General features: G+C 43.9%; 12 protein-coding genes. 3 read left to right on the top strand and 9 right to left on the bottom strand.

Annotated features, from left to right (window positions below; all coding sequences use genetic code 11):
• The first annotated feature begins 2 nt into the window (after positions 1-2).
• The 3 genes from pyrB (at position 3) to glyA (ending at position 2,872) form a co-directional block, all read left to right on the top strand.
• Positions 3-947, top strand: a complete 945-nt coding sequence (gene pyrB, locus E5358_RS02310) for an aspartate carbamoyltransferase (protein ID WP_135938704.1) — start codon at positions 3-5, stop codon at positions 945-947.
• A gap of 113 nt (positions 948-1,060) precedes the next feature.
• Entirely contained in the window at positions 1,061-1,525 is a 465-nt protein-coding gene (locus E5358_RS02305; protein ID WP_135938703.1) for an aspartate carbamoyltransferase regulatory subunit, read from the top strand.
• Between the two features lie 66 nt (positions 1,526-1,591).
• Positions 1,592-2,872, top strand: coding sequence for a serine hydroxymethyltransferase (gene glyA / locus E5358_RS02300; protein ID WP_135938702.1), 1,281 nt, complete (start codon positions 1,592-1,594; stop codon positions 2,870-2,872).
• A gap of 182 nt (positions 2,873-3,054) precedes the next feature.
• Here glyA and E5358_RS02295 read toward each other — a convergent pair whose 3' ends face one another.
• From E5358_RS02295 to E5358_RS02255, 9 genes are read right to left on the bottom strand one after another with little or no spacing between them, the layout of a single operon-like run.
• Entirely contained in the window at positions 3,055-4,632 is a 1,578-nt protein-coding gene (locus E5358_RS02295) for an ATP-binding cassette domain-containing protein (protein ID WP_135938701.1), read from the bottom strand.
• Positions 4,620-5,186, bottom strand: a complete 567-nt coding sequence (gene ruvC / locus E5358_RS02290) for a crossover junction endodeoxyribonuclease RuvC (RefSeq protein ID WP_135938700.1) — start codon at positions 5,184-5,186, stop codon at positions 4,620-4,622. The genes E5358_RS02295 and ruvC overlap by 13 nt, the downstream gene beginning before the upstream one ends.
• Before the next feature lie 15 nt (positions 5,187-5,201).
• The gene (locus tag E5358_RS02285; protein ID WP_135938699.1) at positions 5,202-5,843 is read right to left on the bottom strand and encodes an MBL fold metallo-hydrolase; all 642 of its coding nucleotides are present in this window, start codon (positions 5,841-5,843) and stop codon (positions 5,202-5,204) included.
• 28 nt (positions 5,844-5,871) lie between these two features.
• Positions 5,872-8,430 (bottom strand): BatD family protein, encoded by a 2,559-nt coding sequence (locus tag E5358_RS02280; protein WP_135938698.1) that lies wholly within the window; start codon positions 8,428-8,430, stop codon positions 5,872-5,874.
• Between the two features lie 4 nt (positions 8,431-8,434).
• Positions 8,435-10,153 (bottom strand): tetratricopeptide repeat protein, encoded by a 1,719-nt coding sequence (locus E5358_RS02275; protein ID WP_277821136.1) that lies wholly within the window; start codon positions 10,151-10,153, stop codon positions 8,435-8,437.
• Positions 10,153-11,151 (bottom strand): vWA domain-containing protein, encoded by a 999-nt coding sequence (locus E5358_RS02270; protein ID WP_135938696.1) that lies wholly within the window; start codon positions 11,149-11,151, stop codon positions 10,153-10,155. Before E5358_RS02270 ends, E5358_RS02275 begins: the two co-directional genes overlap by 1 nt.
• Before the next feature lie 4 nt (positions 11,152-11,155).
• Positions 11,156-12,250: a hypothetical protein gene (locus tag E5358_RS02265; protein ID WP_277821135.1), complete on the bottom strand. Its 1,095-nt coding sequence runs from the start codon at positions 12,248-12,250 to the stop codon at positions 11,156-11,158.
• Between the two features lie 28 nt (positions 12,251-12,278).
• Positions 12,279-13,148, bottom strand: coding sequence for a DUF58 domain-containing protein (locus E5358_RS02260; protein ID WP_135938695.1), 870 nt, complete (start codon positions 13,146-13,148; stop codon positions 12,279-12,281).
• Positions 13,148-14,131, bottom strand: coding sequence for an AAA family ATPase (locus E5358_RS02255; protein WP_135938694.1), 984 nt, complete (start codon positions 14,129-14,131; stop codon positions 13,148-13,150). Before E5358_RS02255 ends, E5358_RS02260 begins: the two co-directional genes overlap by 1 nt.
• Positions 14,132-14,157 lie beyond the last annotated feature (26 nt).

The following is a 14,157-nucleotide window of genomic DNA, read 5'->3' as shown; positions in this document are numbered from 1 at the left end:
TAATGAAAGAACAAGATTTTGTCACTATTGCCGACTTGTCAAAAGAAGAGATTATGTATCTTCTGGAAATGGCAAAGGAGTTTGAGCTACATCCTAATCGTGAGATTCTTAAAGGCCGAGTTGTCGCAACTCTTTTCTTTGAGCCTTCCACACGCACACGATTGAGTTTTGAAACCGCCGCAAACCGTCTCGGGGCACGCGTCATCGGCTTTTCCGACGCGAAAGTAACCAGTGCGACAAAAGGCGAGACACTTAAGGACACTATCCTTATGGTCTCGAACTATGCCGATGTCATCGTGATGCGGCATCATATAGAAGGTGCCGCACAGTATGCTTCGGAGATAGCACCGGTACCTATTGTCAACGCCGGCGATGGAGCACACATGCACCCTTCCCAGTGTCTTCTTGACCTTTATTCCATATACAAGACCCAAGGGACATTGGACAACCTGAACATCTATCTTGTAGGTGACCTGAAGTATGGGCGCACGGTTCACAGTCTGATAACCGCAATGCGCCATTTCAACCCTACATTCCATTTTGTGGCCCCGAAAGAGCTTGCCATGCCTGATGAGTACAAGACTTACTGCAAAGACCATGGCATCACGTTTGAAGAGCACACGGATTTCAATGAAGAGGTTATAAAAGATGCAGACATTCTTTATATGACACGTGTCCAGAAGGAGCGTTTCTCCGACCTTATGGAATATGAACGCGTCAAGAACGTCTATATACTGAAGCGTGACATGCTATGCAAGGCAAAGGACAACATGCGTATACTCCATCCGCTGCCACGTGTGAATGAGATTGCATACGATGTTGATGATGACCCGCATGCATATTATATACAGCAGGCTGGTAACGGATTGTTTGCACGTGAGGCTATATTCTGCCATACTTTGGGAATAACGCTTGAGGATGTGCGCAACGACAAGACAATCATATAACAGCACAATCCCTTGCATGTCATAATTCATACACAAGTTATACCGTGGGCATTTGATGCAGATGGACATTGTAGGGATTTATGCAACATTTCAAACACAATAAACAGAACGATATGTCCAAGAAAGAACGTATTGTGGCGGCAATCGAGAACGGCACCGTCATTGACCATATCCCGGCAGAGAAGACTTATGAGGTGGCTAACCTTCTGAAAATATCAGAGATTGATACACCTGTTACCATAGGTTCAAACTATATTTCCAAGAAACTCGGCAAGAAAGGTATCATAAAAGTTGAGGACAAATATTTCAGCGACGCGGAAATATCACAGCTTTCCGTTGTGGCTCATCGTGTGGTTCTGAACATAATCCATGATTATGAGGTGGTGGAGAAAAAGACTGTTACCCTACCCGACAGACTGCTCGGAATCGTAAAATGCAACAACCCGAAATGCATTACAAACAATGAACCTATGTCAACATATTTCACCGTAGTTGACAAACTTTCTCCACATCCGGAACTGCGCTGCCGTTACTGTGACAAAGTGCAGGACATAGACAAGGTGGAACTTTGCAAATAGGTTTTCATGTCAGTTTTTCCGGCAAATATGTACAATCATTAACCCAAACATAGGTAAAAGACGACAATGGTAAAAGATCAAGTAATCTTCGATTTAATCGACCAGGAGTACCAGCGCCAGCATAAAGGCATGGAGCTCATCGCAAGTGAGAACTTTGTTAGTGATCAGGTAATGCAGGCAATGGGCTCCTGCCTTACAAACAAGTATGCAGAAGGCTACCCGGGCAAACGCTATTATGGTGGATGCCAAGTGGTGGATAAGGTGGAACAACTTGCAATTGACCGCGTATGCGAACTGTTCGGAGCAGAATACGCCAATGTACAGCCTCACTCCGGTGCACAGGCAAATGCAGCTGTGCTTCTTGCTGTCCTGAAACCTGGAGACTGCTTCATGGGCATGGACCTCGACCATGGCGGTCACCTCTCACACGGTTCTCTTGTGAATACCTCTGGTATACTTTACCGCCCTGTTGGCTATAAACTCAACCAAGAGACCGGGCGCGTCGACTATGACAACATGGAGAAGCTCGCTATCGAAAACAAACCGAAGCTCATTATTGGTGGTGGCTCGGCTTATTCACGCGAGTGGGACTACAAGCGCATGCGCGAGATTGCTGACAAGGTTGGTGCACTGCTCATGATAGATATGGCGCACCCTGCCGGTCTTATCGCTGCAGGCATACTCGACAACCCTGTTAAATACGCACATATCGTTACATCCACAACTCACAAGACTTTGCGTGGTCCTCGTGGTGGTATAATCCTTATGGGTAAGGATTTTGATAACCCTTGGGGCTATACAACACCAAAGGGGGTGGTAAAGAAGATGTCACAGCTTCTTAACTCTGCTGTGTTCCCGGGACAACAGGGCGGTCCGTTGGAACATGTCATTGCAGCCAAGGCTGTTGCATTCGGAGAAGCTCTACAGCTGGAGTTCAAGGAATGGGCAAAGCAAGTGCAGAAAAACGCTCAGGTGCTTGCCGACGAACTGATGAAGCGTGGATTCACAATCGTTTCCGGTGGAACAGACAACCACTCTATGCTTGTTGACTTCCGCTCCAAATACCCTGAACTGACAGGTAAGGTTGCTGAGAACGCTCTCGTTTCAGCTGACATCACAGTTAACAAGAATATGGTTCCATTCGATACACGTTCTGCATTCCAGACATCAGGAATCCGTCTTGGTACTCCTGCCATGACAACACGTGGTGCAAAAGAGGATATGATGGTTCTTATCGCAGAACTTATCGAAACAGTGCTCAACGATCCTGAAAATCCTGAGGTTATCGCAGCAGTACGCAAGCGTGTCAATGATGTAATGGCAGACTACCCAATGTTTGCGTGGTAAAAGCCTTATATCGCTTATAATGAGAAGTCTATGTGTAAATATTGGACATTCACATTATATAACACAAATTTGATGGGGAATGACATGGCTTTGCCCTTGTGTCATTCCCCTATTCATATATCATGCAAAATAGATTGTGAATTTTTCTATTTCAATCTGGCATACAAAACAGGCAAATTTCGTCAGTTCATTCGTTTAAGAAAAATCTCATGGTCAATGCAATCAGGCAACTCATCTTTATAGTGTGTTACCATAATTAATGTTTTGCCCGGGCGCCGACAGAAAGCATTGATGATGTCTTTCACCATACACCGATTATATAAATCAAGACCATGCAAAGGCTCGTCGAGAATAAGCAGTGCCGGGTCTTTGACAAATGTACGGGCAAGAAGTACAAGACGCTGTTCGCCACTCGAAAGTTTAAGGAATGTCCTTTCAGCAACATGCTCCACACCAAAGATTCTCATCCAGAAAAGGCATTGCTCTATTTGATGTGCTTTCGGTGCTTGGTACAATCCGTTCATGTCCGACATTCCTGATGCAACAATATGCAAGCATGGAAGGTCACGCTGGAATGCACGATGCATTTCGGGTGATATATATCCAATATGCTTCTTTATGTCCCATATAGACTCACCCTTTCCACGCTGATGCCCGAAAAGCACAATGTCATTAGCATAAGCCTGAGGATTGTCGGCACATACAATAGAGAGAAGCGTTGATTTTCCAGCACCATTTTCACCTGACAGTGCCCAATGCTCACCACGATTCACAGAAAGTGAAAGGTCTCTCAGTATTGTACGTGAACCATAACGGATATTTACATTACGGAAATCAACAATACTTTCAGCATCAATGCAAGTGTCCGGCAATGATTTTATCTGCTGCTCCCGCCATTCATCAAGAACATGTTCAGGAACAGGACTGACATTTTCTTTATATTGTGCGAGAGTCTTTTTCTCACCAACAACCATATCCCTTACCTCAACTACATGAGTAATAAAGTCCGGAATGTCATCACTCTTCGACTGAACAAGAATGATGCTCACAGTTGTTTCCGAAGCAAGCACTCTCAGGAAATCATGAAGCTGTTGACGCGCCGTAACATCCAACCCAATAAACGGATTGTCCATGATAAGCACACGTGGATTTGTCAAGAGGGTTTTTGTCAACTGGAATTTCCTCAACTCTCCACTTGACAACAAGATAACATGCTTGTCAAGGAGTGTTTCGAGATTGAACATATCATACAAACGCTTACGCACCTTCTCAAGTTCATTGTGCATGGCTCTACGGTCTGTTTCTTCCTCTGCAAGTCTCTGCCTTTCCTGTTCGGGAGTCTCATCTCTGACAACAAATTTGTCAAAAACAGTCTTGCGCACAAGTCCCTCCTCTGCTATGCGGAATGCCTCGTCAAGAAGGTCAGAAACAAGAGGTGACTCTTCTATATCATTCTGGTTCCAGCGTTGTTGGTAATAGTACGTGCCATCCGCAGTGCCATAAGAATCGCGAAAAGTCATGTACTTTATGTTATCGGAAACCATTTTCGCCTTGCGTGGCGCGAAGTCATAATGCACCGGATTCATTGGCTGCAATGCATGTGCACCGGTGATAATATCGACAAGCATGGACTTTCCACCGCCATTAGGTCCGACAATAGCAATATGTTCTCCCTGACAGAGAGTAAAATCTACAGGTTTAGCCATTCTCCATTGTGGCATACGGCATACCCCATTCTCTATATCTATTATTTTTTGCATCTATAAGAATTCTTCGTGACAAAATCCTTCCATGAGCCATAATGCTTTGCTCCGGTCTCCGGTTTGCCCATTTGGATGAAATGGCAATATGCTGCAGCAAGCGCATCGGTAGCATCCATGAACTTTGGCATGTCATCCTTGTTAATATTAAGCATTCTTTGCAACATGCCTGCAACTTGTTCTTTTGAAGCTCCACCATTACCAGTTAAAGCCATTTTTATCTTCAAAGGAGCATATTCATGGATAGGTATATCACGCTGTATAGCAGCAGCTATCGCAACTCCTTGTGCTCTGCCGAGTTTCAACATCGACTGTACATTCTGTCCATAGAAAGGAGCTTCTATGGCAAGTTCATCAGGCAGATATTCTTCTATGACTCCTGTCACACGTTTGAAGATATACCCCAATTTGAGATACGGGTCACTCATTTTCCTCATGTCGATTACGCCCATGCTTACCATTGCAGCCTTGTTGCCGACAACTTTCAGCACACCGTATCCCATAACATTCGTGCCCGGATCAATACCTAAGATTATCTTTTCAGGTAGATTCATCAAATGACTTTCTTATTATCGGTCCAAATAGGGATTGTGGGCAACCTCATATCCCATATTTGTCTGTGGTCCATGTCCCGGATAGACAGTAACGCTGTCAGGCAATTGGCACAGATAACGAAGGGAATTTATTATCATGAACATAGAGCCTCCCGGGAAATCTGTCCTGCCAATTGACAAACGGAATAGGGTATCCCCTGAAAACAGCACGCCTTCTTCCTCGCAATAGTAGCATACACCTCCCATAGAATGACCTGGAGTAGCAATGACTTTCAGTGTGTGTGAACCGAAACAAATCTCGTCATTACCATTAAGGAATTGACCTATCTGTGGAACAAAACCGACTATAATTCCACACATGGCTTCTGCCTGCTCCTTTATCTCACGTATTACGCGCTCATCGCCACGATGAATTTCAAGTTTCAGTCCGAACTCTTTGTACATGGCATCTATGCCAAGGTTATGATCAAAATGCCCATGTGTTGCAACGAGGTGTTTAGGCTTTAATCCTTCAGACTTTATGTATTCTATTATCTCATTCTGCTCTTCAGGTGTAAACGCACCGCAGTCTATGATGACACATTCTGTTGTATCATCACTGACAACATAACAGTTCTCATGCAGTGGATTAACCTCAAATGTCTTTATATTCAGCATAATATTTAATGAATGTAACTATTTATATTTATGGGATGACTATCTTCTCAACTGTGTTTGCCAAGATCCAGCCTTCTGTGCCGTCATCAAGGCGTACCTCATACCAGCCTTTTATTGTCTCATCCGTTATCTTCATGTACGTGCCCTCATGCACGACAGTCTCTTCCTGCGACTTCATTTCCGGAGATTTTCTTACGGCACTGTCAGTTGTTATTACAATCGCCCCATCATTGGCTGTAAGTGCCCGATACTGTGAATAGGCACATAAATTACACAGCACAAACAAGACAAACATGGCAATTCCACCAAAGAATGCTATCTGGCGGAGTATGACAATGTCCGCAAATAAAAATATCAGGACAAAAACAGCAACAGCAATCAAAGACACTATTGCCATAATAGCCCAAACATTTGTATTGAACATTTGTACAAAAACATTCCACCAAGCTACAATAAATGTGTCTGTTGTTGGATGCATTTTGTCAATAGTCTTTGAGCGTGCCACATGCAGATTATGCGCTATATCTTTGTCGGCAGGGGCAAGAAGCGCTGCTTTGTTATATGCGATAAGTGCCTGCGCAATATTGTCGCTGCGATAATATGCATTCCCCAGATTGTAGTAATTTTCCGCAGATGGTGTTTTTTTTACAAGCTGTCCATAGTGCTTTATTGCAAGCTGATAGTTACCATTAACGTATGCACCTGACGCAGTGTTGTTAGCTATTGCCACTGACGGCAGAACCATCAGAAGCATTATAACAAATGCAGCACCATTAGACTTCTTTGATTTGCCGGATTTCAAGAAATCATCGATATCGGTTATTCCATTCATAGCTTTTTCGTAAACAGCAGACATTTTTCCCAACGCCTCTCCTGGTGCGTATCGGGCATATTCACATTCGTCAATAGCATCAACAAATATTGTTATTATTCCTTTTCCTACATTACGTGCTGCAAGACGCTCTGTAATATTTTCGCGTGACAGCTCAGAGACAGGTATATTGAGTTTGTCACCAACATATCCCCACAAAGCGCGTAGCACCTCATCGTAGAATTCTGACTCCTTCTGTTCTTTCATAAGTTTTGCAGCACGCTTCAAACGCTTTACTGCCACCTTATTCGCTTTCTTTCCCTTCATACCAACAATGTCGGCATTTGAGACGGCACGCTTACGGAATATCCATATAAGGAGAAGACATCCTAAAGTTATAAGAACTATAACAGACTGGTAAACAGCACTTCCAAAGATAATATCCCGCTTCAGTGTATGGTCATCAGTATAATGTAAGCCTCTGATATCCTCATCTTTCTCAGAGAAATCGGCAACAGTGTTAGCATTGCCCTTTCCCGGAGTCACACTAATTGTCTGCGGTTGTGTCTTTATAGTCTTATAAGAGTTTGCTTCTATATCATAATACGTAAATTCAACAGCAGGAATCGTGTATTCTCCTTGACGCCTTGGCACAAAGAGGTAATCATAAATCATGCTGCCTTCCAAGCCATTTCCTGTTAACTTTGTCTTATCAGATGACTTTGGGGAATATTTGTCAAAATCTTTTGGAAACTGGACAACAGGTTGCTTTATCAGTTTCAGGTTACCATTGCCACTGATTACAACCCGCAATGTAACAGGGTCATTAGCAGTTACTGTCTTTTTGTTCAATGAACCGGAAATGGAGAATGTTCCGACTCCCCCTGAGAATCCTGCAGGACGAGTTGGCAAAGGCAATACATTGACATTGACAGAAGGAGCCACAATGTTCCTTTTTACCTCTATGTATCCAGAGCCACCATTGAAAAAAGCCTCAAAAGGATCCACATTTGTATTTTCTTGTACGACAATGCCCTTGAACGTTATTGACGGAATTTCTAACTTTCCCGTCATCTGAGGATACATCACATACTGACTCCATGTGACACACCGATAAGGACGTCCATTTACATTCTCAATATGGAAAGACTTCTGCTGTGGCAAGGCTATTTCCTGAGTATGGAATCCAGTCAAATCAGGCATCTTGCCTTCAAGTTGTGTCAGTTCTACTTGTGTATAGACCTTATATGTCAATAGTATCGGTTCCTGCTCATGGACAGTCTTTTTGTTGGCAGTCACCTTTATGAACAAGTCATTTCCGGATATTCTCGAACCTGCCTGACGAATCTGCGCACCTGGTTGTTGCTGCATCCTTCCACCATTATTCGTCGCTTGGGCTTGTCCACTGACCTTTATCTTCACAGCCTTTGACACTACATCCTTTCCTGACACCTTTGCATGCGCTGCACCAATCGTATATGTACCCGCCTTTTCTGCTGACAATATGTAAGTATAGGTTATGGAAGAAGAACTGCTTGTATGACCGTTAACCATTTGGAAACTTGACTGCGTACTTGTAGAAGGTCCCATCAGGACATCTATTCCATCAGGAACATTGCCACCACGGAAGCCTTTTACATCCTTCGTTTGTATGGTATACATCAATTTGAACTGTTCACCGACAGCAACATGTTGGGGCACAGTCACATTTATTGTCTGCGCAGCTGCATGAGCTATGCAGATTATCAGTATAAAAAAAGAGTATAGTCGTTTCATAAAATTACCAGTTCTTTTGATGACGGGAGCGACGTGGCTGTGTCTGTTCTTTCTTCAGCCGTTGCTGGGTAGCCTGCTCCTGCTGCATTGCAGCATTCAAGAGTTGTTCAGCATTCTCCTTACTCATTTTGTCTTGTGGAGTCTGCTGCTGATTATCTTTTTCTTTATTTTTGTCCTTATCTTTACTCTTGTCTTTATTGTCCCTATTATCCTTGTTCTTATCTTTGTTGTTTTGTTCTTTATTTTTATCTTTATTCTTATCTTTATTCTTATTGTTCTTGTCGTTATCTTTCTTTTGCTTCATGCACAATGCAAGATTATAACGTGTCTCATTGTCTTTCGGATTCATGCGCAATGATTCCTTATATGCCTCTATAGCCTCAGACCATTGCTTATGCTGCTGGAAGATAACACCCATATTATGATAGGCCTGTGCACGGCGCAACTTATTAGGCTGCAGTTCCCCTGCTCTTTGGAAACATTTTATTGCCATGGAATCCTTCTGTTGTGCCATCAACGCACATCCAAGGTTATACTGCACCTCAGGATTGTTTGGCTTTACGGCAACCGCTTTTCTGAATGTTGCCTCTGCTTTTTCATACTGCTGCGAATGGAATTGGCGGTTTCCTTGACGAATCAGCATGCGGTCATTCTGCGCCATAGAGGCTGCCGGGACAAGTACCAACATAGCAACCATGACAAGATGTTTCTTCTTGAACAGATTCATGGCTTTTTGATATGATGGTTTCGCTTCAAATACAAGGACTTCAAGTACCAAAAGCAATATGGCTATTAATCCAACTACCTGAAACTGCTCATCATACTCGCTATATATTACAGAACTTACCTCACTCTTCTGCATTTTTGCCAATTCAGAATTCAATCTTTCCTGCGCTTCATTAGTGTTATCTACATGGATGTATGTGCCACTTCCTGCTGATGCTATGTCGCGACACATCTGTTCATTCAAACGTGTCATGACTACATTGCCTGAATTATCTATCATATATCCACCTTCACCATTTGGTATTGGTGCACCTTTACCGGAACCAACGCCAAGGATAAATACTTTTATTCCTGCTTTCTTTGCTGCTTTTGCAGCCTCCATGGCTCTGCCTTCATGGTCTTCACCGTCAGTGATAACGATTATTGCCCTACCTATATTCCGCTGTTTCGTAAAACTGTTTTGTGCCAGTTCAATAGCCCTGGCTATGTCTGTACCTTGTTCCTCTATGAGTGAAGGTGTTATGCTCTGGAGAAACATCTTTGCAGAGACATAATCAGCAGTTATCGGCAGCTGAGTAAATGCATCACCGGCAAAGACAACAAGACCGATTTTATCGTTTACGAAATGTTCCACCATATTCTCAACAAGCATCTTAGACTTGTCAAGCCTTGACGGTTGAACATCCTCACAAAGCATAGAGTTGGATATATCCATACATATTATTGCTTCTATGCCATTACGCTTCTCATTGCTAACCTTTGTGCCTATCTGCGGGCGGGCAATCATGACTATCATAAGAGCCAAAGCCCCCATAAGCAGGCAGAACTTTATCATAGGACGATGTCGTGATACATCAGGCATCTGTCGCAACGTCAATTCCTTGCCACCCCAGCGTCTTAATGCTTTGCGGCGCAGCCAAAGCATCCAGAACCTCAATGCAAAAAGCACCGGGATAACAAATAATAATATAAGATATGTAGAATCTTCGAATCTCATTATGGAATCCTTCTGAAATATGTTAATCGTAAGAGAACCTCAAGCAGCAATGAAAGTATAGCTGCAATGACAAAAGGCTGAAAAGCCTCATACCGCTTAGAGAATTTCTTTACACTGAGCTTTGAACGTTCAAGTTTGTCTATATCCTGATAGATTTGATTCAGTTCCTTGTTGTTTGTCGCACGATAAAAATTGCCATCTGTTTTCTTCGCTATATCCTCAAGAGTCTTTGTGTCAATCTCAACGGGTAAGTTGACATACTGCACACTACCTGCAACAATCGTGGGATAAGGCGCAACTTTATTTGTTCCGACACCAATGGTATAGACACGTATACCCAGGCTCTTGGCAATCTCTGCTGCTGTCATCGGTGAAATCTCGCCACGGTTATTGGAACCGTCCGTAAGAAGTATGACAACACGTGACTTTGCCTTGGAGTCCTTAAGCCTCGTCACTGCATTTGCCAGTCCCATACCGACTGCTGTACCATCCTCTATCAATCCGCGTGCCGCAATGTCAGTCTGCACACTCTTCAGCAGATTAAGCAGAGCCGCGTGGTCTGTCGTCATAGGACACTGCGTGAAAGCCTCACCGGCAAATATTGTCAATCCGATGTTGTCGTTCTGTCTGTCCGAGATGAATGCCGATGCAACATTCTTGGCTGCTTCTATACGGTTAGGCTTCAAATCCTCAGCAAGCATTGATGTCGACACATCCATTGCAAGCATGATGTCTATACCTTCCACTGTCTTTTCATCCCATGCATTTTGAGTCTGAGGTCTGCATAATGCACACACAATCAGCACAAGCGTAAGGCATCTCAATGCCATTGGGAGCCATGACAGACGCTGGCGCAATGTCTTGGGAGCATCTTTCAACACCCATGTATCACTGAGTGTCATTGTTGCTTCTGTATGCTTGCGGAAACGCACATACCATATCAGGTACGGTATCAGCAACAGCAGCAGGAGCATATATTCTTTATTCGCAAATTCCATGTGTCTATTCTATAAGTAATACTACCTGCCAAAGGATATAGGCAAGCAGTGCAATGGCAACAACCACAGAGACATACACAGTATATTTCAATACTGTGAAAGAAGTATTCTTACGCTTCTCGTCCTCTGTCAATACTGTTTCTTCACGTTGCTCCGTAACAACCTCTTCCGTCTTTGTAGAGTTTATGAAATCTATCGCAGAGACAAGGTTACGGTCATTCTCATTTATAAGTGTTGAGTATTTTGCAAACTTGACAAGATCAGCTGTCTCAAACAACTCACGCAGCTCGGCAACCTTCATCGGGTCTTCCTTTGACAAGCGCGTTATTATTTCCGCTGTCGTCATCTCCATGGCAGAGAAGCCGAATCTCTCTTCCAGATATTTACGCAGAGTGTCAGTGAGACGGGTGTAATATTCTTTCTGATTGTCAGATGCCACCATGCGTTCCTGCTTCAGTTCGTCAATAGCCGTGATTGCCTTGACATGTGCCGGCACACGCTTCACTATCCTGAAAGAGATACGTATCGGTTTGTTGCTTTTCTTCAACAGATAGGAAAGCATTCCCAATACTGCCATGAAAGACGCTATTCCATAAAGGATAATCAGCGGAATCCATTCATCTAAAAGGAACGGGTTGGTCTGTACATCCTTTGGTGGAAAGAACTGCTCCATCTTTGTTGTGTCGACAGGCACATCCAGCACTTTCAATGCAAGTTTGTTGCCGACATACTTCTTACCGTCAACAATGACACTCAGTGGAGCTATATAGTGCAATTTCGGCTCAAACGATGTTATTGTGTATTCATAAGTGGTACGTGCCCATCCGTCATCAAGCATTACGGAATCCACCATTGCCTGCTCCAAGACTTCTATGCCCGGCATAAGTTGCCGTGAATTGGTAAAGTCAGGAATCATCAGAATGGATTTGTCCTTTGCCGTTACAGTGAGATACAAGTGACACTGGTCACCGAGAAGAATCTCCATACTGTCAATCCTTTCCTCCACCTGTACTTTCTGAGCATGGACACAACTTGAGATACCTACGCCAAACAGCATAGGCATGAGAATCATTAGTATTTTGTACAGTCTGTCTGTCATATTTTATTAAATATCGCCTGACATTCGTCTAACTGCGTCTCTTGAACAACATCATCAGACTTCTCACATAATCATCAGCAGTAGAGACAGATACAGAGTCTACTCCGGAGTGTGAGAATGTCTCTTTTATCTTTGCCTGCCTCTCCAGCCACTTTGCCTTATACGCCGTACGGACAGCTTTGGAAGATGTGTCAAGATACTGCTCGTATCCGGTCTCAGCATCCCTCACTCTCATTAATCCTACATCAGGCAACTCATTGTCGCGATGGTCATAGACCTGTATCGCAACAACATCATGCTTTCTGTTGCAGACTTGCAGCTCCTTTTTGAAAGACTTCTGCTGATAGAAGTCCGACAACAAGAATGCTGTGCAGCGGCGCTTCTGCATGCGTGTAAGAGTCTCTATAGCACCGGCAATATCCGTACGGTTGCTCTCCGGAGTGAAATCAAGCAATGTGCGTATAATATAAAGAATGTGTTTCCTGCCCTTCTTAGGTGGAATATACTTCTCAACATGGTCAGAAAAGAACACAACACCAATCTTATCATTGTTCTGGATGGCAGAGAATGCCAATGTTGCGGCAATCTCTGTTACCATTTCACTCTTTGACTGATTCTGCGATCCAAAAGAAAGAGAGCCGGAAACATCAATCATAAGCATCACCGTAAGCTCACGTTCCTCTTCAAAAACTTTGACATAAGGACGGTGGAAACGGGCTGTCACATTCCAGTCAATGTCACGGATATCATCGCCAAACTGATACTCCCTCACCTCTGAGAATGCCATACCACGCCCCTTGAAGGCACTATGGTACTGACCCGCAAAGATATTGCTGCTCAATCCTCGGGTCTTGATTTCTATTTTTCGAACTCGTGAGAGTATCTCGTTGGTATTCATTATGGAACTTGTATCTTATTGATAATCTGTGACACAATCTCTTCCGCTGTCACGTTGGTTGCCTCTGCCTCATAAGAGAGTCCTATACGGTGGCGCAGGACATCATAAGCCACGGCACGCACATCCTCAGGCACCACATATCCGCGACGCTTGATAAAGGCATATGCACGTGCTGCCTTGGCAAGAGAGATTGAAGCACGTGGCGAACCTCCAAACGAAATGAGTGATTTCAACTCGTCAAGACCATACTGTGCCGGGAAACGTGTAGCAAAAACAATGTCAGCAATGTACTGTTCTATCTTCTCATCGATATATACCTCACGGACAATTTCACGCGCACGCTCTATCTCCTGTGTCGTTGTGACCGGGGAAACCTCCGGAAGTTTGCCTGCGAGATTCTCACGGATGATGAGCTTCTCTTCCTCAAACTGAGGATAGTCTATGACAACCTTCAGCATGAAACGGTCCATCTGAGCTTCAGGCAACGGATAAGTGCCTTCCTGCTCTATCGGGTTCTGAGTAGCCATGACAAGGAACGGCGACGGCAGACGGAACGATGTGTCGCCGATTGTCACCTGATGCTCCTGCATAGCCTCAAGGAGTGCGGACTGCACCTTTGCCGGTGCACGGTTGATTTCGTCAGCAAGCACGAAGTTTGCAAACACCGGTCCCTGTTTCACCTGAAACTTCTCTTCCTTCTGTGAGTATATCATTGTACCTATGACATCTGCCGGAAGGAGGTCGGGAGTGAACTGGATACGGCTGAAATCTGCCTGCACAAGTTTCGCCAAAGTATTGATAGCAAGTGTTTTCGCCAAGCCAGGAACGCCCTCAAGGAGTATGTGACCGTCGGAAAGGAGTGAAATCAGCAGGCAATCGACAAGATGCTTCTGTCCGATAATCACCTTGTCCATGCCATTCACTATGTTCTGGACAAATCCGGACTCCTGTTCTATTCTTATGTTTAATTCTCTGATATCCATTTTGTTTTACGTTTTTATTTATAGTG

The organism is Palleniella muris, from assembly GCF_004792655.1.
Taxonomy (GTDB): domain Bacteria; phylum Bacteroidota; class Bacteroidia; order Bacteroidales; family Bacteroidaceae; genus Prevotella; species Prevotella muris_A.
This window is presented reverse-complemented; position numbering and strand designations above follow the sequence as displayed.